This window comes from Pantoea sp. SIMBA_079, assembly GCF_046940275.1.
Lineage (GTDB): Bacteria > Pseudomonadota > Gammaproteobacteria > Enterobacterales > Enterobacteriaceae > Pantoea > Pantoea borealis.
The window spans coordinates 197,929-216,903 of the sequence record NZ_JAWRYR010000005.1 but is presented as its reverse complement, the minus strand read 5'-3'; the positions used below and the strand labels follow the sequence as shown (position 1 = coordinate 216,903).

At 55.8% G+C, this 18,975-nt stretch carries 27 protein-coding genes; 2 read left to right on the top strand and 25 right to left on the bottom strand.

The genetic code is table 11. The features are described 5' to 3' along the window. The 17 genes from SB719_RS10090 to SB719_RS10010 all read right to left on the bottom strand — a co-directional run. A partial coding sequence (locus tag SB719_RS10090) for a phage tail protein (RefSeq protein ID WP_412159206.1) occupies nt 1-892 on the bottom strand: 892 nt, incomplete at its 3' end. After that, the gene (locus tag SB719_RS10085; RefSeq protein ID WP_412159205.1) at nt 889-1,497 is read right to left on the bottom strand and encodes a phage tail protein I; all 609 of its coding nucleotides are present in this window, start codon (nt 1,495-1,497) and stop codon (nt 889-891) included. The genes SB719_RS10085 and SB719_RS10090, both read right to left, overlap by 4 nt. Next, nucleotides 1,490-2,398, bottom strand: a complete 909-nt coding sequence (locus tag SB719_RS10080) for a baseplate assembly protein (RefSeq protein WP_412159204.1) — start codon at nt 2,396-2,398, stop codon at nt 1,490-1,492. The genes SB719_RS10085 and SB719_RS10080 overlap by 8 nt, the downstream gene beginning before the upstream one ends. A gap of 4 nt (nt 2,399-2,402) precedes the next feature. After that, the gene (locus SB719_RS10075; protein ID WP_412159203.1) at nt 2,403-2,753 is read right to left on the bottom strand and encodes a GPW/gp25 family protein; all 351 of its coding nucleotides are present in this window, start codon (nt 2,751-2,753) and stop codon (nt 2,403-2,405) included. Then, a complete protein-coding gene (locus SB719_RS10070) occupies nt 2,750-3,334 on the bottom strand; it encodes a phage baseplate assembly protein V (RefSeq protein ID WP_412159202.1) in 585 nt (194 codons plus the stop codon). Before SB719_RS10070 ends, SB719_RS10075 begins: the two co-directional genes overlap by 4 nt. 75 nt (nt 3,335-3,409) lie before the next feature. After that, nucleotides 3,410-4,207, bottom strand: a complete 798-nt coding sequence (locus tag SB719_RS10065; protein ID WP_412159201.1) for a hypothetical protein — start codon at nt 4,205-4,207, stop codon at nt 3,410-3,412. A gap of 29 nt (nt 4,208-4,236) precedes the next feature. Beyond that, nucleotides 4,237-4,683 carry a phage virion morphogenesis protein gene (locus SB719_RS10060; protein ID WP_412159200.1) on the bottom strand — a complete coding sequence of 149 codons (447 nt, stop codon included), beginning with the start codon at nt 4,681-4,683 and terminating at the stop codon, nt 4,237-4,239. After that, a complete protein-coding gene (locus SB719_RS10055) occupies nt 4,680-5,147 on the bottom strand; it encodes a phage tail protein (protein ID WP_113655747.1) in 468 nt (155 codons plus the stop codon). Before SB719_RS10055 ends, SB719_RS10060 begins: the two co-directional genes overlap by 4 nt. Next, nucleotides 5,080-5,349: an Rz1-like lysis system protein LysC gene (gene lysC, locus SB719_RS10050; RefSeq protein WP_412159199.1), complete on the bottom strand. Its 270-nt coding sequence runs from the start codon at nt 5,347-5,349 to the stop codon at nt 5,080-5,082. Before lysC ends, SB719_RS10055 begins: the two co-directional genes overlap by 68 nt. After that, nucleotides 5,255-5,671 carry an Rz-like lysis system protein LysB gene (gene lysB, locus SB719_RS10045; RefSeq protein ID WP_412159198.1) on the bottom strand — a complete coding sequence of 139 codons (417 nt, stop codon included), beginning with the start codon at nt 5,669-5,671 and terminating at the stop codon, nt 5,255-5,257. Before lysB ends, lysC begins: the two co-directional genes overlap by 95 nt. After that, nucleotides 5,668-6,180, bottom strand: coding sequence for a lysozyme (locus SB719_RS10040; protein WP_412159197.1), 513 nt, complete (start codon nt 6,178-6,180; stop codon nt 5,668-5,670). Before SB719_RS10040 ends, lysB begins: the two co-directional genes overlap by 4 nt. Continuing rightward, entirely contained in the window at nt 6,161-6,376 is a 216-nt protein-coding gene (locus SB719_RS10035; RefSeq protein ID WP_370513568.1) for an HP1 family phage holin, read from the bottom strand. The genes SB719_RS10040 and SB719_RS10035 overlap by 20 nt, the downstream gene beginning before the upstream one ends. Before the next feature lie 5 nt (nt 6,377-6,381). After that, nucleotides 6,382-6,585 (bottom strand): tail protein X, encoded by a 204-nt coding sequence (locus SB719_RS10030; RefSeq protein WP_412159196.1) that lies wholly within the window; start codon nt 6,583-6,585, stop codon nt 6,382-6,384. Continuing rightward, nucleotides 6,585-7,055 carry a head completion/stabilization protein gene (locus tag SB719_RS10025; protein ID WP_113655930.1) on the bottom strand — a complete coding sequence of 157 codons (471 nt, stop codon included), beginning with the start codon at nt 7,053-7,055 and terminating at the stop codon, nt 6,585-6,587. Before SB719_RS10025 ends, SB719_RS10030 begins: the two co-directional genes overlap by 1 nt. A 92-nt stretch (nt 7,056-7,147) precedes the next feature. Next, nucleotides 7,148-7,816, bottom strand: a complete 669-nt coding sequence (locus SB719_RS10020) for a terminase endonuclease subunit (RefSeq protein ID WP_412159195.1) — start codon at nt 7,814-7,816, stop codon at nt 7,148-7,150. Nucleotides 7,817-7,819: 3 nt separating this feature from the next. Beyond that, nucleotides 7,820-8,917 (bottom strand): phage major capsid protein, P2 family, encoded by a 1,098-nt coding sequence (locus SB719_RS10015; RefSeq protein ID WP_412159194.1) that lies wholly within the window; start codon nt 8,915-8,917, stop codon nt 7,820-7,822. A 47-nt stretch (nt 8,918-8,964) separates the two neighbouring features. Continuing rightward, nucleotides 8,965-9,810 carry a GPO family capsid scaffolding protein gene (locus SB719_RS10010; RefSeq protein WP_412159193.1) on the bottom strand — a complete coding sequence of 282 codons (846 nt, stop codon included), beginning with the start codon at nt 9,808-9,810 and terminating at the stop codon, nt 8,965-8,967. Between the two features lie 145 nt (nt 9,811-9,955). Here SB719_RS10010 and SB719_RS10005 point away from each other — a divergent pair, with 145 nt between their 5' ends. Together SB719_RS10005 and SB719_RS10000 are read left to right on the top strand one after the other, a co-directional pair. Then, entirely contained in the window at nt 9,956-11,719 is a 1,764-nt protein-coding gene (locus SB719_RS10005) for a terminase ATPase subunit family protein (protein ID WP_412159192.1), read from the top strand. Next, nucleotides 11,719-12,765: a phage portal protein gene (locus SB719_RS10000; RefSeq protein WP_412159191.1), complete on the top strand. Its 1,047-nt coding sequence runs from the start codon at nt 11,719-11,721 to the stop codon at nt 12,763-12,765. Before SB719_RS10005 ends, SB719_RS10000 begins: the two co-directional genes overlap by 1 nt. Nucleotides 12,766-12,767: 2 nt before the next feature. Here the strand turns inward: SB719_RS10000 and SB719_RS09995 are convergent, their stop codons facing one another. The 8 genes from SB719_RS09995 to SB719_RS09960 form a co-directional block, all read right to left on the bottom strand. After that, on the bottom strand, nt 12,768-13,628 hold the full coding sequence (locus SB719_RS09995) for a hypothetical protein (RefSeq protein WP_412159190.1): 861 nt from the start codon (nt 13,626-13,628) through the stop codon (nt 12,768-12,770). Nucleotides 13,629-13,645: 17 nt separating this feature from the next. Continuing rightward, nucleotides 13,646-14,365 carry a hypothetical protein gene (locus SB719_RS09990; RefSeq protein WP_412159189.1) on the bottom strand — a complete coding sequence of 240 codons (720 nt, stop codon included), beginning with the start codon at nt 14,363-14,365 and terminating at the stop codon, nt 13,646-13,648. An 11-nt stretch (nt 14,366-14,376) separates the two neighbouring features. After that, complete coding sequence (locus tag SB719_RS09985) at nt 14,377-15,165, bottom strand: TIGR04255 family protein (protein WP_412159188.1); 789 nt, start codon at nt 15,163-15,165, stop codon at nt 14,377-14,379. Between the two features lie 317 nt (nt 15,166-15,482). Further along, nucleotides 15,483-15,746, bottom strand: a complete 264-nt coding sequence (locus SB719_RS09980; protein WP_412159187.1) for a hypothetical protein — start codon at nt 15,744-15,746, stop codon at nt 15,483-15,485. A gap of 105 nt (nt 15,747-15,851) precedes the next feature. Beyond that, nucleotides 15,852-16,037 (bottom strand): hypothetical protein, encoded by a 186-nt coding sequence (locus tag SB719_RS09975; RefSeq protein ID WP_150034562.1) that lies wholly within the window; start codon nt 16,035-16,037, stop codon nt 15,852-15,854. 189 nt (nt 16,038-16,226) lie between these two features. After that, nucleotides 16,227-18,488: a replication endonuclease gene (locus tag SB719_RS09970; RefSeq protein ID WP_412159186.1), complete on the bottom strand. Its 2,262-nt coding sequence runs from the start codon at nt 18,486-18,488 to the stop codon at nt 16,227-16,229. Next, nucleotides 18,488-18,694: a TraR/DksA family transcriptional regulator gene (locus SB719_RS09965; RefSeq protein ID WP_412159185.1), complete on the bottom strand. Its 207-nt coding sequence runs from the start codon at nt 18,692-18,694 to the stop codon at nt 18,488-18,490. Before SB719_RS09965 ends, SB719_RS09970 begins: the two co-directional genes overlap by 1 nt. Further along, nucleotides 18,694-18,924 (bottom strand): DUF2732 family protein, encoded by a 231-nt coding sequence (locus tag SB719_RS09960; protein ID WP_412159184.1) that lies wholly within the window; start codon nt 18,922-18,924, stop codon nt 18,694-18,696. The genes SB719_RS09965 and SB719_RS09960 overlap by 1 nt, the downstream gene beginning before the upstream one ends. Nucleotides 18,925-18,975 lie beyond the last annotated feature (51 nt).

The window sequence follows — 18,975 nt, the reverse complement described above, 5'->3', positions numbered from 1 at the left end:
CAAAAGCAGACATGTCCGGCACCTGATTCGCGCCGGTTCCGATATCTCGCTTTGCTGCTTCGCCCAAACCGAGGTTTTTAAGAAACTCGGCAACGTCTGCAATGTCGCTGCCGTTCTTCGCAATCTCCATCTTTCCGGCCAGGGCATTCAGCACCGTAGCAGAGAAGTTCGCATCCCCGCCGAGCGCATCGGCCAGCTCTTTCAGCGTGTCCAGTGCAGCAGGCGCACCGCCTGCCAGCGCGGCCAGTGCAGCCTGCACAAAAGCCGTGGTCGCCAGCTGCGTGCTGCTGTTGCCTGCCGCAGCCGTGGGCGCTTTGGGAATGCCGGTCAGCGTCGGACTGGCCTTCGGCGCGTACTGCGTGTGCGGATCGCTGGCTTTCAGGTGCGCGGCCATCAGCCCGTCGGCGTACGCCTTCACCTCAATCACTGCGTCGTCAACGTATTTGCGGGTTGCCAGCACGACGGACGGATCGATTTTCAGCGTAACCGCGTCCGCGCTGTTCACGATAATAATCATGCGCACGGTCTGCGTGCGGCCGCTGCCCTCCTGCAGCTGCGGCTTGTAGGTTTCGGCGCAGTTGGCAACCGCAATCATCACGCCGTCAGCGTCAAACAGGCCAATCTCACGTATCCAGAAACCGCCCTCCGCCTCCGGGATCACCTGCTCGGCAATAATCTGGCTGCTGTTGGCCGCGTCAACGCTCAGCGAGTTCAGCGCCGCCCGGCGCCTTTCACCGACAAGCGCCGTCTGGCTGGCGTTCGGCGTTGGCAGCGTGCCGCCGCCGTCGCCGACGGCCATATGTGTAATCTGCAGTTTCGTCCCCAGCGCGGCGGCGTTTGCCAGCCTGGCCGCGCCGGGGTTGGTCAGCAGGGCATAATATTTTGTCGTCATGCGCTCACTTCCGTCAGGTCAATAAGATGCACCGCCACGCCGGAGTAACCCGCGCCGCCGGTACTGATAACATCTGGTGTATAGGGATAAACGGTCAGCTCGTCGCCGCTGTAGCTGGCAACGGCCACGGGCATTACGCCAGTCGCGTCAAGATTGATTGAGAGGCCGATAAGGTGCCGGCTGCAGGGTTTCGCATCCGCGATCAGGCGCTCAAGCTCGTTGTACATCTCCTCTGTAATGCCGGTATCCAGCACGCCCACGTCAAGCCGGAACGTGCCTGGCGCCTCGTTGGTTTTCCACCACTCAATAACCCGTATCAGATAACCCAGCGGCTCAACCACACGACGGATAGCCCCGATAGTGCCTTTGTGCCGGTGCACGTACTGCGAGGACTCCACCACAGCGCGCTTTGTTGACTCACTCCAGCCGGCGTCCCAGCGGTCAACCGACCACGCCCACGCCAGATAGGGCAGCAGCGCCACGGGACAGGTGCGCGGGTTCCACAGCTGGCGCAGCGGCACGTTCAGCGAGCCGAGGCCCGCGAGCGCTTCGGCGGCGGCCACCTCAAGCGGCGAGGAGCCGGTCGGCAGCAGGCGGTTATTCATCCGAGCCTCCCACGGTCAGCACGTAGCCCGTGCAGTAAGCGGCCTGCGTCCTGTCGAGCACCACGTCAGCGGCAGGCTTAATCAGGCTGACGCGCTGCACGCCCTCAACGTGCATGGCGGCATAGAGCGCGGACAACCGGATATCGCGCCCGAGACGCCGCTGCGCGGACACGTAGGCCGCGAGCTTCGCCTCGGCTGCGGCGCGGACAGGCTCGGCCTCCGGGCCGGGGTAGAGGTAGATTTCGGCCTCAATCTCATAATTCACAATTTCAGCCGACTGCACGCTTACCCGGTCGGCAACGGGGCGCACGTTTTCACCATTAAGCGCGGCGTTAACCACGGCCAGCAGGTCGCCGGCTGCCGCGCCGTTCCCCTCGCGCGCCAGCACGGTGACGGTGACAACAGCGGGCGACGGGCTGATGGCGGACGCATCCGCCACGCGGCCGTCGGCGCTTTTCGCGTGGTACTCATACGCCCCGGTCGGCCCGGCCACGCTCAGCCCCTCAAAGGCTGCCGCGATGCGGGCGCGAAAATCGTCGTTACTTTCCATCACGGCCGGCGTCGGGGGGATTGTCGTGTCGTCCGCCGGCGTAATGATCAGGCGCTCAATGCCGTTGTTGGCGCCGAGCTGGTCAAGGTCGCCGTCCATCGCATAGGGCAACATGACGGCCGTTGCCGCTTCGTTGATACGCTGGCGTAGGATCAGCTCGCGGTAGGCATTTTCCTGCAGCAGCTTAACGATGGGTTCTGACTCCAGCGACAGCGTGCGGGCGATGGCCTCCTGCTGCTCCTCCGGATAGAGAGAAATCAGCGTGGCTTTGCGCTCGGCGAGCAGCGCCTCATAGTCCAGCGTTTCCACCACGTCGGGCGCGGGCAGCTGGCTCAGGTCAATAGTTGGCATGCTCTCAGCTCACAGGAACGGTTAAAGAAAAAGGCTGCGCCGAGTCGGTGCGGACGCCGCTCAGCTCAACCACCATAGAGCCATCAAAATCAGGGTCAAAGTTGATGGCGGTAAGCCTGACGCGCGGCTCCCACTGCAGGATCGCCACGTAGCAGGCGGACATAATCTGCAGGCGCAGCGCGTCGTTTTGAGGCTGGTCAATCAGCGCCGACAGCAGCGAGCCGTAGCGGCGGCGCATAACCCGCGAGCCGAGCGGCGTCAGCAGAATGTCACGCACCGACTGCCGGATGTGCTCAAGGTCAGCCAGGGCTTTGCCGGTTTCCCGGTTCATGCCGGTGTAGTTTGCGGCTGTCATAGTGGCGCCCCCGTCTCTCCGCCGCTGTCGCCCGGATGTTTATGCGAGTGCAGAACCTTGCCGTTTGAGGAAAGGCTGCCGCCGGTATGCGTGATATCACCCTTCATCGTGCCGCCCTCCGTTACTTCAAGCTGCGCGGCTTTAAGCAGCTTCGTGCATTCCACCTCTGGCGCGTCGAACAGGATTTTTACGGCGGCACTGATGGTTGCCGTTTGTATGCCGGTCGCCGTCAGCGCGCCGCTTTTCGGCTCATACTCGATCACGGCGCCGTCAGGAAACGACCAGTGCAGGGCGTCCGCCGAGGCCGACGGCGCCGGGTTAGCGTCGGAGTAAACGCCGGGCAGCACAAAGCCGGTGTCGAGTTCGCCGCCGAGGCATAAAACGAGCACCTGCTCGCCCACCGATGGCGCGTTCCACGACCGCGTTTTGCCCGCGCGGGCGCTCAGCCAGTGCAGCCAGCCGGTTGCGTTATTTCCCGTGTCCACGCGGCATAACCCGGCGTCCAGATTTACGGCGGACACGGTGCCTATGCGGATCAGGTTGCGCAGCAGGCGCAGTATTTCGGAGAGTTGTTCGTTCATAAGGTGAGAATGCCAATTTAAATCGGCATTCTCAAAAAGAGGCTGTTTGGCTGTGAATAGTCAAGCAAGGATGATTCAGGGACGCTGAAACCAGAACTCCGGACGCCTAATCTCTTTATTTTGAATTAAATAGTTTAGATCTGAGATTATATCTTCAATTTCAGATAATAACTCTTTTTTCTCTTCTGCGCTTAAAGACCTTAAGCCATTGATAATGCCTATAAAATAATCTGGGTATTTTCTGTATTCCGGATTTATCCATTCGCCTTCCTCAATAAATTCATGTCTATCCACTTGGATATCGCCAAATTTTTTTTCAAATTCTTTTTTTTCATCAGGAGAAAGAGCTAATTGCCCTGTATTAACCTTCTCATTAATTGTTAAAAGGCTATTGAATTTATTGTGAATTATAACATTAATTTTTTGTCGGATTGGAATGGACATATCAATTGCAGTTACGAAATACCATGAGTCTTTTATCTGTTCAACGCGTTCACTTGGCACACCCATTTTAAGAAGCTCACTACTGATAGCCATGACATTATCATAAAGCTTTTTTCTTGGTATCGCTCCATCAAACCTTCCGGCTTGAGAACCAGTCATAACAGCAATTTCACTAATTGGGAGTGATATCCCTCTTAGCTTTTCAATAATCACATCCGCTTCCTGAATTTTATCTTTCAATTCTGCAGCCAAACCAAGCAGCCTAAAGCTTTTAACCTCAAATCGAAACAATAAAACTAAAATAATTCCCACTGCAAAACATGCTCCGCCGCTAGCAACTTCCCCCATCGTTACGTTTACAGCCCCAAGAATTATAAGCAGCAACCCAAAGAATGAATAAAGCGCTTTACTGCTAAGTAATTTTTCCATTGTAAGCTCGCTAAAATTAGTCGAAGTCATCATTTTAAGTGCTGAACAATAATATCTTCAATTAGTTTTGTATTAGCTTTACTAATCCCCAGCAGCGGCCGCTCGTCATAAGCCACTTCTTTTCCGCGCCGCGCCGGGCGGTCGCGCAGCCCGTAGTGATGCACGCGGGCCATGCGCTGAACCTTCCCGACAAATCCGACGGCCGCCTCGCTGTCGGTTGCCGTGGCTTTCATGTATTTAGCAGTGCGCAGCTTCGAAAACATCTCCCGCTTTACGCGGCCTTTTTTGTTGCGTCCTGCCTCTGCCCGGCGGGGCTTAAACGGCGTCCCGTCCGGCGCCCGCTGGCTTTTGATGTTCTGCTGCTGACTTGCTCGCAGCTTTTTAGCGATGGCACGCGTCATCTCTTTGCGGGCAGCGGGTGACAGGTTGTTTATCAGCGCGCTGAGCCGGTCGTCAAAAAGCTGCAGCCCGCTCATGGCTGCCACTCACTGATCAGCGCCCCGCGTGCGTACAGCTGCAGCGGCCGGGAGTCGTCGTCAGACGGCGGATTTTCCCCCACGTGATCAACGTGCAAGGCGTCGCCCACGCGCTTTACGATCACGCGCTCGCTGAGCTGCAGGTCAATGCTGATATCGCTGGTCGTGTCGCTGATAACGTCGGCCTTAAAGGTAAAGCCCGCCTGCTGCTTTTCCTTCGTCGCCATCATGTCAGGCTCATTCAGCCGCAGCCATTCCAGCATCGGCACGATCAGCAGGTCGATATCGCCGGCATAGTCCGTTATTACCAGGTTAAGCCGGTACTGGTACTCAAACGACAGCGAGCTGGCGAGCGTTGATACAATGCGCCCGCTGTCGATAAAGACATTCAGGCTGTCAGGATTTCGCTGCAGCAGCGGGACGCTGCCGGTCAGCACCTGTCGCAGTTGTTGCGGTTTCAGCATCGTGCTGCTCCTGGCATTCTTTAATCATTTCCACCTGCAGCCCGCAGGATGCGAGCGCCGCCTCTAACTGGCGGTTATCCGCCGCCAGATCCCCCGCCGTTCTGAGGTTATTTGCCGGCACCGGGCAGCTTGTCACGCGCGGACAGCCAGTCCAGATAATCTCTGGCGCTGGCAAAGGCCGGCCGGGCGTGCAGCCGCACAACGTCGTCAGGCAGAGCAGCAGCAGACCACTCGCGGAGTATCGGGTTTGCATCGGTTTCCCTCTGTATGTGTGCCTCACGGGTCAGGGCGGCCGCGCTGGCCCTGCCCTGCATGAGCCGCAGCGCGGCCTCGCGTTTCTGACTCTGCTGATTTTCAGCGCTGAGCCGGCTTATCGCTTTATCGCGGCTTTCAATGCCGGCCGACAGCGTGCCGATAATGCGCTGCGCACCGGCAAACTCCTGACTGACAACAGACCAGCGCCAGCCGGTGAGCGCCGCCGCCAGCAGCGCGGCGGCCAGCAGCAGACTGAGGGCGCGGCTCACTGCGCCCCCTGCAGGCACCAGGCCATTTCGCGGCCGCGCCGGTTATCCAGCCCCTGACTGAAAACGCCCTTCACGTATACCCACCGGGGCAACTGCAGGCACGCCTCGCGCCAGCGCTCCTGATTCAGCAGCTTTACCATCGTGGAGCCACAGGCGTTGCCCGTGCCGACGTTGAAGGCAAACGACACCACCGCGTCATAGACCTTCTGCGGCAGCGGCGTAAAGATGCAGCCGCCCAGCGCCTTCTCGGTGCGCAGGACGTTGGCGAGAAACGTGCCGGCGGCCTGCCGCTCGGTGATGCTTTTGCCCGGCACCACGCCGAGGGTGTTGCCGATGCCGTCCGTCCATTTGTCGGCGTCGCACCGGTATGGACTCAGGCGACACCCTTCATAGTCGGCTATCAGCCTCAGCCCCTCGGCCGAGGTGTGCAGATGATGAAAGGCCGGCAGCGTGGCGGCGATGGCCAGCACCACGGCAACGGAACAGCGCTTAACGGTTTGCAGATTCATAATCCCCCCGGCTGATGCGGCCGCGCTCAAAAAGAAGGTAGGTTTTGCGCCGGTAATACCAGCTCACCAGAAACATGCCGACGCCGAGCGCCATGCCGAGCAGGGTTGCCACGTCCTGCAAATCCCAGCGGCCGAGCCAGCCCATGACGACCGCGACGGCGTACGTGATAAAGGCGCTGATGCGCTCAGTTGTGATCATCTTCAGTCCCAGAGGTTAACGGTTTCGGCCGTGGCGGCCTCCGGCAGCTCGGGCAGCGTGATGTCGCAGCCGTGCGGCAGCACCGGGCCGCTTTCGGCAAGCCCCGGATTTGCCGCGAAAACCAGCTCGACGACCTGCTCCGTGCGGCCGTAGTGCCGCTGACAGATTTCGTCCACGGTGTCGCCCTGCAGGGCATAAACCTGCATTACAGCAGCCCCACGATGCAGCCCGGACGCTCAGCCACGCGGCTGATGCTGAACCGCGCATCGCGCCAGTATTCGCCGGCGCTGGCCTCCACTTCGGCGCCCTTGTTCGCGCCGGCGGCGTCATAGCCGCGATAGCGCTCGGCGATGGTCGCGGCGGTGACGGCCCCCACGGCGGCAAGGTAGTACGTGACTTTCTCGCTCACGCCGTCGAGCGTTTCCGCCGGCACGGCCTCAAGCGTTTTACAGCCCGCCGCCATCTGCGCGGCGCGCCAGTCGTAAAGCTCGGCGTTTACCTCGGCAATCGCCGTCAGCACCGCCTGCCGCAGCCGGGGGGCGGTGACGGTTCCCTCATAGCGCAGCGACTCGCGGAGCAGCTGCAGATCAACATCAGGCCAGAAAAAGGTGTTCTTGACGGGCGGCTCGGCAGTCTCTGCCGGCCGCTGTGCTGCTATTACCAGCGTGCTGCTCATAGTTGGCCCTTAAAATGGGTGGGCGGTGGAGGGCGGCGCAGACGCTGAAAGCGCATTGCCGCCCTGCCGCCCGTGCGCGGGGTCGCGTCCGGTCAGCGGCTGGCGATGGCCTGCTTTTTCATCGCCGTAGCCAGCCGCTCTATGTCCTTTTTAACGCCGCAGCCGTCGTGCAGCTGCAGCGCCCTTACGAGGTGGGGCATCGCCTCCGAAGCCCTGCCCGCATCGCGAAGCACGTACCCGGTAATCTTGTGCAGCTTGGCGCGCACCTGATCGGGCATGTCTTCGGATTCCGTCATCGCAATGGTTGCCAGCAGCGGGCCGGTATCAACCGGCTCTTTTGCCGTCCAGGCACGCGTCGCGGCGCTGGCAACCTCCTCGGCCAGCAGATACGGCAGGCTGCCGCGCTTAAAGCCGTCAGGCGATACCAGCCCGTGCGCCAGCGCATACCGGGCAATCTCCAGCGCGCCGGTCACGTCGCCCGCGTCAAGCCGCCAGATCATGACGGTCATCAGCACGGCGTCCTGCGCGCCCTTGCCTTTCTCCAGCACGCCGGCCACCCACGGCAGGTACTCCGGCAGCAGCTGACGTTTCATTTCCGCCTTGCGCTCCTGCGAGTGAACTTTCTTCAGGCGGCGCTTGTCCTCGTTGAGTTTGACAAGCATCTGCTCATAGCCGCTGGCGTGGCGCATCGGGTTGTCTGCGTTCTGCGAGGCTTCAATCGCCTGCTGGCGCATGCGGTGACGTCGGGCAGGGCTTAACATGCGTTACGCCTCCGGTTGCTGAGTGGCTGCAGCGTCGCCGCCTTCATCTTTCTTCACCGGCTCCGGAAATTCGCCCATCTCGATGTTTTCCACCAGGCAGCCGGCCGCGTAGTCCTCGATCACGTAGTCCTCGTTAACCGATTCGTAGTTTTCGATGCGGTCGCGCTTCGGCACCTCGTCAATCAGGCGGCGGTGCGTGCCCTCCTGCCAGTAAATCGACAGGTTATCGGTGCGCGTAATCATCAGCGCGTTGGCCGGGAAGTACGGCACGCGCACGGCCGGCAGGTTGCCGATGCGCTTCTGGCTGACGATAAGATCGGCGGCCAGCTGCTCGGTGTTGGCCTGCGACTGGTTCACGATCGGAAAATATTTGTCGGCCAGCAGCTGACGGCCCACGATAACGACCAGCTCCGGGTCTTCCTGATACCACGGCTCGATCAGGGTGTTGGTCGCGTCCATCACCAGCGCGTCGAGATTGGCGTAGTCCCCGTGTTTACCGACGCGGATTTTCTCCGACACCACGACGCCGGCGTCGTCGGTGACGTTATTCATCACGCGCTCCGGGGCGTGGTTGCGGTACTTCTGCAGCCAGCCGACGGCCACGTCCTGCAGCATCGGGAATTTCTGACGATTCGATGTTTTGGCGCGGGTAACGCCGTTGAAGCCGATCATGATGCGGTCAAGCGCCTGGCGTTTCACGATGGCGTCGCGCAGCCGGGCCTGAAAATCTTCATAGCGCGCCCACAGGTCCAGCGTGTTGTAGCGGATGTGAAAGTCATAGTTGACCTGCACGCACTCATAGCCACTTTCATCCAGCGCGGCAAAGTCGGCCGTCTCGCGCTCGTCGCCGCCGGCGGTGTCGGTCACGCTCGCAATCGAACCGGACACGCCGACGCCGATTTTTTCACCCTTCATCTCCGATACCGGCACAATGTTGATGCGGGTCAGAAACTCTGACGACTCCTGCACGCGGGTCATCAGGGTCTGCGTGACCGACGGCTCGACGGTGAACTTTTTGTTCATGTCGTCGGTTTCCACGCCGTTCAGCTCGGCGAGGCGGGTCATAAACTGATTGAACTTAAAGCGGGTATTCTTGCGCATGGGTTTTCCTGTTTATCTCTGTGTAAGGTGTCTGCGTTCAGGGCAGATCAGCAGTCGGTCTGCGCGCCGGACTTCGGATCGCTGCCGGTTGACGCCGGGCGGCGGGAGAAGCCGCCGTCGTTTTTCTCAAGCTGCGCCTGCAGCGCGGCAAACTCTGCGCGGCCCTCGCCGGCCTGCTGCTCAATGGCCTCAAGGCGGGCATTAAAAGCCAGCTCAAGCGCTGACAGGCTTTCCGCCTGCGCTTCTGCATTCAGCTGCACCTGCTCGGCCACGGCCGTGACCGCTGCGCCGACGTCGGCGAACCGCTCGCCGTCGGTTTTCTTTTTGGCGGAAAACATTGCGGTAATGCGGGCCATCAGGGACGGGGCCGGATCGGCGACCTCCTCAAACTCAATCGAGGTTTCTTCGGCGGCGGTGAACAGGTTGCCTTTGTCCTGCTTGCGCGAGGCCAGCGGGTTAGATGTAGCCGAGGCGCTGAAGCTCAGGATCTCCGTGCCGAGGCTCGCCGGGTCGTCGGTGACGGCCAGACCAACCAGATACGCCTCGCCGGTGTCCGCAAACGCCGGATTAACCTCAATGGAGGTGTAGATTTTCTGGCGGGCTTTGGTCAGCTCGACCAGCTCCGGGGTCGGGTCAATCCAGCCGAACAGCGCCAGCTTGCCTTTAAGCGGGCCGTCGCCGATTTCCTCAGCCTCAACGGCGGTCACGTCCCCGAAGCGGCGAAAGGCGCTGTCTGCCGCGTAGCCCCGGATGTGCTCCATGTTGATGCGGGCGCCGTACATGGCCGGGTCGTAGTTCTTCGCCATCTGCGAAATCCAGTCGCGGGAAATCTCGCGGCCGTCGGTGGTAGCGCCTTCAACCGCGATGCGGAAACGCTTTGCTTTAGTTGTCATGTAACAGGCTCCGGTCAGTGGGTTGGTTCGGTTCGGGGTCAGTTTCCCCGTCGCGGCCCCTTCCCTCAACGAATGCCAGCCCGCTGAGCCATCAGCAAACAGGGACAGCAGGCGCGGCATTTTTCGCCCCGGTAGCCTTGACGCCATGAACATGACACCGACAACCATCATCAGCGATCCGCGCCGTCAGGCCGCGCTGCTTTACTGGCAGGGATATTCCATCCGTCAGATAGCGGAGACGCTCGGACAGAAAACGCCAACCGTGCAGAGCTGGAAGCAGCGCGACGCGTGGGACGACGTTGCGCCCATCAGTCGCGTTGAATCCAGCATGGAAGCCCGGCTGATTCAGCTCATCATGAAAGAGGTCAAGGGGAATGGTGACTACAAAGAGATAGACGCGCTCGGCCGGCAGATTGAGCGGCTGGCGCGCGTTGAGCGCTACCGGAGCAGCGGCAACGAGGCGGACTTAAACCCCAACGTGCGCAACCGCAACCGGGGCGAGCGTCAGCCGGTCGTGAAAAACGAGTTCAGCGACGAACAGACCGCAAAGCTGACAGACCTGTTTATAAGCAACTGCTTTGAGTATCAGCTCAACTGGCACCGGGCCGGCCTGACTCACCGCATCCGCAACATCCTCAAGTCGCGCCAGATAGGGGCGACGTTTTACTTTGCGCGCGAGGCGCTGATAGACGCGCTCACCACGGGGCGCAACCAGATTTTTCTTTCGGCCAGTAAGGCGCAGGCGCACGTTTTCAAAAACTACATTCTCGACTTTGCCCGCCAGGCTGACGTGGACCTCAAAGGCGATCCGATTGTGCTGCCGAACGGCGCCCGCCTGATTTTCCTCGGAACCAACGTGCGCACCGCGCAGAGCTACACCGGCAACCTGTATCTGGACGAATATTTCTGGATTCCGAAGTTTCAGGAGCTGCGCAAGGTTGCCAGCGGCATGTCGCTGCACAAGAAGTGGCGCACGACGTACTTTTCCACGCCGTCGAGCCTGTCGCACAGCGCGTACCCGTTCTGGTCAGGCGAGCTGTTCAATAAGGGACGGCGCAACCGGGACGACCGCATCGAGCTGGACCTGTCGCACGCTCACCTGGCAAAAGGCGCGCTGTGCGGTGACGGGCAGTGGCGCCAGATTGTCACGGTTGAGGACGCGCTGAGCGGCGGCTGCAACCTGTTTGATATCGATCAGCTGCAGCTTGAGTACAGCCCGGCGGAATACCAGAACCTGCTGATGTGCGAGTTTGTGGACGACGAGGCAAGCGTGTTCCCGTTTGCCGAGCTGCAGACCTGCATGATCGACAGCCTGGAGGAGTGGGAAGATTTTAACCCGTACCTGCCGCGCCCGTTTGCGTACCGGCCGGTCTGGATTGGCTACGACCCCTCACACACCGGCGACAGCGCCGGGTGCGCCGTGATTGCGCCGCCGGTCGTCGCGGGCGGCAAGTTCCGCGTACTGGAGCGCCATCAGTGGCGCGGCATGGACTTTGCCGCGCAGGCGAAATCCATCGAGGACTTAACGAAAAAATATACGGTCGAGTATATCGGCGTTGACGCAACCGGCATCGGCCAGGGCGTTTTCCAGCTGGTACGCCAGTTTTTTCCGGCGGCGCGCGAGATCAAATACTCGCCCGAGGTCAAAACGGCAATGGTGCTCAAGGCAAAAGACACCATCACCAGCGGCCGTCTGGAGTACGACGCCGGCGCCACCGATATCACGCAGTCGTTTATGGCTATCCGCAAAACCATGACGGCCAGCGGAAACCGCTCAACTTATGAAGCGAGCCGAAGCGAGGAGGCCAGCCATGCCGACGTCGCCTGGGCCATCATGCACGCACTGTTAAACGAACCGCTTACCGCAGCCAGCGGCGGCGCCAGCCCTTCAATTCTGGAGTTTTACTAATGAGCAAACGCAGAGGCCGCAAGGCTCAGACCGCCACCGCGCAGCCGGCACAGGCAGCCGCACCGCAGCACGCCGAGGCGTTTACCTTTGGCGATCCTACGCCCGTCATGGATAAGCGCGACATTCTGGACTATGCCGAGTGCATCGGTAACGGCCGCTGGTACGAGCCGCCCGTGAGCTTTCACGGCCTGGCAAAAAGCCTGCGCGCGGCCGTGCACCACAGCTCGCCGATTTACGTGAAACGCAACATTCTGGCGTCCACCTTCATTCCGCACCCGATGCTGAGTCAGCAGGAGTTCAGCAAATTTGCGCTCGACTATCTGGTGTTCGGCAACGCCTTTGCCGAGCTGCGCCGCAACGGGCTCGGCAAACCGCTGCGCCTTGAGACGTCGCCGGCTAAATTTACCCGCAGAGGCATTGCCGACGGCGCCTACTGGTTTGTGAATGACTGGAAGGAGCCGCACGAATTTGCGGCCGGCAGCGTGTTTCACCTGCTGGAGCCGGATATCAATCAGGAGCTGTACGGCCTGCCGGAGTATCTGAGCGCGCTTAACTCGGCCTGGCTGAACGAGGCGGCCACCCTGTTCCGCCGCAAGTATTACCAGAACGGCGCCCACGCAGGATACATCCTCTACATGACCGACGCCGCGCAGAGCAGCAGCGATATCGACCGGATGCGCCAGGCGATGCGCGACACGAAAGGGATCGGCAACTTCCGCAACCTATTTATGTACGCGCCGAACGGTAAGCCGGACGGCATCAAGATTCTACCGCTCAGCGAGGTGGCAACAAAAGACGACTTTTTCAACATCAAGAAAGCCAGTCGTGACGACCTTCTCAGCGCGCACCGCGTGCCGCCGCAGATGATGGGTATTATTCCGGACAACTCCGGCGGATTCGGGGATGCAGTGAAGGCGGCGCAGGTTTTCGTTCGCAATGAACTGTCGCCGCTTCAGGAAAGAATGAAAGAACTGAATGATTGGATAGGTATGCCAGTCATTCAGTTTAGATCTTATATTTTAGAGGAAAATCGATTATTGGAATAAAACTATATCACAAATTCCGCAGGGATTTCAGGCTCGTCAGGTGAACTATAGCTGTAGTATTCCAGAATCCATCTTTTATACTGGCGCTCCAGCTTTTTAGTAAAGCTTTCTTCCGAAATGCTGTCAATATCTTGTATTTTTAGGTTAGGTATTGGAGAAAGAGCTGCTTTAAGCCTTTCTCTTAAAATTGGAGTTTCATTAGAGTTGAAATTTCTATATTCGGCTGATGACATCTCTGCCGGAAGGCAGAAATAAACCCAGAGTTTATATTCTTTATCCTCGGGCAATTCGTCAAATGGTTCAATCCTGAAGTAAATGCCTGAGCACTTAGCAAAGGAATCTAATTTCCATACTTTTTTGAGATTTTTTTCTCTAGTTTTAAGTCTTTTGTTCCAGCTATCAGGAAAAGTAGGAGTTACAAATCTTTCTGCAACCCAGTTCAAAACCCTATCAAGACCAAACTTTGGCCACGAAATTTTTGTTAATGGAGTAAGTTGTAAAAAACTTTGACGTTCAAGAGTCAAAACATTGGTCGCCAATGCCTCTAAGTAAATTTCTTCCCCATCATAAATTACCGGAAATTGATATTTGCGTGGATTTTTAGCAAACAATAAATCGTCTTTTTTATCGTTGCATGTCCAGCAGACTAAGGCATGCACCCATGGTTCTGTAGTAAAGCACTGATTTACAAGAGCGCAATCATTAAGCACAGGGACAAGATAGACCTCTTGCCCCTGTAATACCATTTCACGGGCTAATGATGGTAGTTTATTAAAGAGGCAAGACTGCTCTTCTATTTTAACGAAAGCACCACGCTTCCATCCACTAGTAAGCCACCCATCTCTTTCTTCAACTGTAACCATGCTAACAGCCCTTGACTTTATACAGAATGTTTTAAACGTTTATATAGCCCATCTATCTCGATGTAATGATCATCGTATACTGCGTTCAAAGATTGAGACGTCATATCATTATCATTAAAAGCTGACAAAAAAGCACCTTCACTATGTCTCCCAAAAGTCATTTTTGAAATAAACATAGCATGTTCCTTATCGATGCTATCATGAAAACCCTTCAAAGCTAATAACCTTTCAACTACTTTAGACTGCATTTTAGTTTCGGGATTTTTTTCCCAGTTATAAAGGGTTTTACGCTCTACTTTTAAAATTGCCGCCCACTGAGAAGTTTTGAAGCCAAAACTCTTTTGTAAAAAGTTGCTTAATGATGGAGAAATTGTTGTCCCATTATTATTTTTTTCATTACCTTTCGTTACTAATTTTTTAGCTTCTCCAGCATTGCCAAATAGATTTTTCGTATCATCAGCGTTGCCATTGAAATTTTTTACTACCTTTGCATTACCAGAAAAATTGACGTTTATATTTTGCTGGTTAGTAGCGATACTACCAGTCGAAAATAGTAACGTGGCCAGTAAGGCAATGCGAGCTAATTTTGAGCTAAGCCACGAAGTTGAAGCTGTATCTTTTTTACGCGCACTATATCCGCCTAACTGGTTTGAAAAACCTGTAGAATGTGTTGACTTAGCTTCGTGCCGGGCTTTCGGCAGAGCAAATCCTGAAGGACTGCTATGAGCAAATGCCATGATTTATCTCCTCAACTAAGCTCAGGAATTTTCGCGAAAATTATCTGAACATATGCTTCATTTGCAAGTTTTCTCAATGCGCTATACTTTTCAGTTATATCTTCTACTGAAAAATCATTAAGTACATCTGGTTCATTGTAAAAGCAGTCGATATCGAGATGGGCCCATACCCCTTCTAAGATTTCGTCGCTTTGAATACCTAAATCACTTGGTAAATCGGTAAATTCTCCGGCAACTTTAGGCCCATCAATCATAATGCCTGAGTTAATTTTGAGATTGTTGAAGCCAGCAAAGTAATGAGCGTTGAGATTAGAGCCAGCCTTTAAAGAGTTGTCAAAATGTAACTCAGGCTGTATGAAGTCACGCCTTCTGAAAACATCTTTAAAATCGTCATCACCATTGTACTGAAACTTATTAACAAATCTTATACCTACAAAAGCCGAGTGGTATAGCTCGAACTCTTTCTCGATCACTGTCAAGATAGCTCGCATGCGGTTTATAAATTTGTCGAATCCATCATACCTTTTAGTCTGAAGCATTAAGAAGTTCTGAGTTATCCTGATGCCCCAGTCGCGATTGGATGAACAAAGGTTGATAATTCTCTCATTCGACTGGTTGATTTTATGCTCATTTGATTTGTTAAAATCAAATTGGATCGTTGTTAATATATTGTTTTCATTAACAATTGGGTAATCTTTGCGCAAAGCTTCTTGAACAGCATCAGATCGGTCTTTGAAACGACTTTCAGTGATACGCCCAAAATCCACCTTGGCTAAAACGTAAATCAAATTCTCATTCATAAGCGCCTCGTCAACACTAGTTTTTTTTATAGTTATTATGGTAGACAGATTTTACACAGTTTTGTGTCGCGCGCATCAAAAATTACACACTTTTAGTATTATTCATTAGACACTTTGGAAAAGTGCTCATGTACAAAGGTCGTTTTTGCCTCGCGCGCAATGCTATCCCCGCCACGCCTGCCCGCTTTATGCAGCGTTTTTAATGCAGATGCATGAGCTATGAAAAACGAGGCCAGAGCTGGCCCCGTCGTATGTTTTCAGCTGTGGTTTGTGCATGCAAATCCATGCGCTTTATGCACGCATGGCAATAATACCGGTCAAAAGAGGTTTAACTGGTCGTCCGGCTCAGGTGCCTGCACATCTGATTCAGGTTCGGTAAGTGCCTTAGCCAGACAAAAAGCATCCCGATAGCTTAAAGGTGCCAGGCGCTCAAATTCAAAGAAATGCGAAAAAGTCCGACCCAGCCAGAAGCCGTCACCGGCCTTATTTGAAAGCTGAAAAATCACCACTTCCCCCGACCGAAAGTAAGGCAGGCTTTTCCCTTTGAACACGATCTGAAAATTGTAATCACGTCCGCCCATAACCTAACACCTCGCGATGCTCATTATTCGACTGCTCTGTTTTTGCTCTCTGAGCAGTTACCGGCTGGTTTAGAGCTTATCGGGCAGATCGTCTGTATAGGATTATCACAGCGCAGCATAAAAAATTTCATCATCTTCATGCTGTCGGGTATCGGAACCGGCCAGCTCCGCGATTATCGTCATAGCTAATTCCATATCTGATGGCTTGCAATTAGCAATGAGTGAAATCTCCGCTATGAACTGAACGCACGCCATCTTCTTATGCATTTGCATTAACTCCTGAGCTTCCATTTTCCCTCCCCAAATATACTGTGTTTTTATACAGTAGCATAGCACTGGTACTGTAAGAAAGAGAAATATAGATAGCCAGATAAATTTTATCCTCATGATACAGAAAGGGTTTTATAGCATGCCGAATGACTCGCTTTGCTAACAAATCAGTGTTTTTGCACCAGTTATAGTTAACGTACTCTAAGAAACCTATCCATTGCGATGTGCTTTTACACCGTACTTTTCAGCCAGACGGTTAAAGCGGGTTAATGGGCTTTCAATGACAGGCTTTATGATGGGGCGGAACAAATCACCATATGCGTTGCTACGGAACATCCGATCGCCAATCTCCGTCTGCGCGCCGCTCAGCAGACGCACAGCAAGACCCCGGCTGATGGTTTCGCCACTTAAATCCCTTACCTGGCTGATTACGTTATCGCACGCGGCCTCAACTTTATCTGAGCGCCTCAGCTTCAGGTGCCGCTTTTCAGGCTGATCCGCTCTTATCCGGTTGAGAAGCTGCCGCCGCTCCTTCCGGCTCATGCTCTCAAGGTTCAATTTCTCATAACCTCCGGGCGACATTGAATCCCCAGATCTCAAACCGCCCGTACAGTTATTGACAGAACTCCGAGAGGACGCGGGCGCGTCCTGAAGGTCAAAACCAAATTCAACGGCACGCTTCGGAACAATCTTCCATTGTGCCAGGCGGGTTAAAATCGGCGTGTCCTCGCCAACCTCAGCCGCAAATACGCCTTTGATGCGCACGGTTTCCTCGCCGTATTCGTTTACATCTTCGCTTGCCTGATACCAAGTGCGCACGGCCAGCTCGTCACGGCGCACGAACGGGCCGCCCTGCGCATTTACATAACCGGCCCAGTCTCCTGCATCGGCTGCGTCATGCGCGGCCGCAAACTCAACGCTCAGGCCGTGTGCGGTTTCACTGTCTGCCATGCGGCGCAGCTCGCGGTAAACCGTGACCGGCGCGCCGCCCACAAACTGAAACTGCCGGATATGCCAGCGGGCTGCCCAGGCTGACACAGCCGAGGCGGTTTCTTTCAGGTCTTTACCGCTTTCATCGTCGGTTTCGCCGTCGAGCGCATAGCCATCGATATTCTTTGAAATGTATTTAGCGACATAGCCCGTCGCGCTGCCCTTGTCAGAGTCGATAGCCTCAGCATGAAAGCGGGCCTTGCGGGATTTATCAGTCTTCAGCTCGCCGCTGTCCTCCTGATATGCATAATCGCGCATAATCTGACGCACGCGCTCCAGCTGCTCAGGCCGCATAAACATCAGCATGTGCCAGTGCGGGGTCGCATCGTGATGCGGTTCGGCAACACGGATGCCAAAAATGCGGATATCTTCGCGGTGCAGTTTGGCCCGGATTTTCTGCCAGACGCTGCAGAGATACCGCTGTGTGTCTGCAGGGCTGGCGCCGTTCCACTTGCGGTTGCGATGGCCGGTCTTGATCGTGGCGTGATAGCGTGACGGGGCTGTCAGCGTGTAGAAGTCGCCAACAAAGCCCATCTCATTGCAGATATTTTCAAAGCCACGGATGCGCGTCATGAGTTCACAGCGGCGGATCGCAGGATTTGCCACACTGCCGTCGTACTTCTCAATCAGGCTGATGCGGTTGCCTTCTTCATCTTCCAGCTCCATGCCCTTCAGAAATTCACGCGTGCGGCGCTTCTGCTCGCGCCACTCTGACACGGTCATGCTACTGGCGTACGGGGTATGCTTTTTGCTGACGTTAGCCAGGGCGATATGAAGATGCTCACGCCATGAGGCAGCAACGCGTCGCAGGCGCCCTTTCCACCATTTGTCAGTCTGCATGCGCATGATCGCCGGGGTGACTTCCTCCGGGTCAAAAAGGCGGGAAGTAACTTTATCCCACAACGGCGGAGTCTGGCCCATTTCGCGGGTGATAGTCGCGGCGGTCATGTAAACGCGGTGCGTGTATTTGTAATCTGACTCGCCGCCGGCCTGCGCGTGTACCTGTACCAGCTCGGCGAGGATGAAGTTAGCTACATCCCCGGCCAGCAGATCAACATCGGCGCGGGCCATATCAGGCAGTCGGTTAAAGCGGCGCGTCAGCTCCCACAACTGACCGCCCGCACTGGCCGCGCCGGCTTTTTCAGTGGCGTTTTCAGCCAGAAGGTTAAAGGTGCCGGCTTTCATTTCGCTGAGGCGATACTGTGTGCTGACGGTTTCAACACGTGGCAATGTGCGCTCTACAAACGTTTTTGCAAAGTACGCATTGGCGCGGGCTGTTCCCTGTGTTTTTTCCAGATCACTGACGCGGCGTTTTACGTCCAGCTGTACCAGCGTCGGCTGCTTTTCGAGCACCTCCTGCGCATGCGCTAAAGCCGCATTCATACGATTGCGGCTGTGCATTTCCTCATAGGTAGGATAAGGGCTGGCGATGGCTTCCCGTGGAGCATTCCACGGGTAAGCGAATTGTTGTGCATCAAACATTATCGGGAATACCGTTCGCCCATGTCTTGGCAGCTAACGCAGCGAGTTACACCCCATACGGCACGGCGGCGCTGTTCCGGGATAGGGGCGTCACAGTCCTCACAAAATAAAGCCGTTACACAGACCGGACGATTGACCACGCTGGCTATATTTCGCGCCAGCATCTCGTCGGCGTGTGCCTGCGCCATGTCCATTGAGTCGGCCATCAATGCAGCTCCTGCGCTTGACGCTCTAACTTTTCGGATTCCTGGCGTAATAACTCAGCGGCCTCGACGTGATTCAATTCACCGCTGCTAATTTTCCATGCGAGAACATTCAATCTTGAAGCCATTAATTCTGCCCGGCTGCGGCGTTCATCCAGACGCACATCGCGAAGCATTACATCAAGTGGTAGTTCATAGCATTCTTTAATTTCATTAGGGGTATTAAGTTTCATGTACTTTCCTTATTTAAGGCAAAAAAATGCCCGGCGGGTTTACGCCTTTTA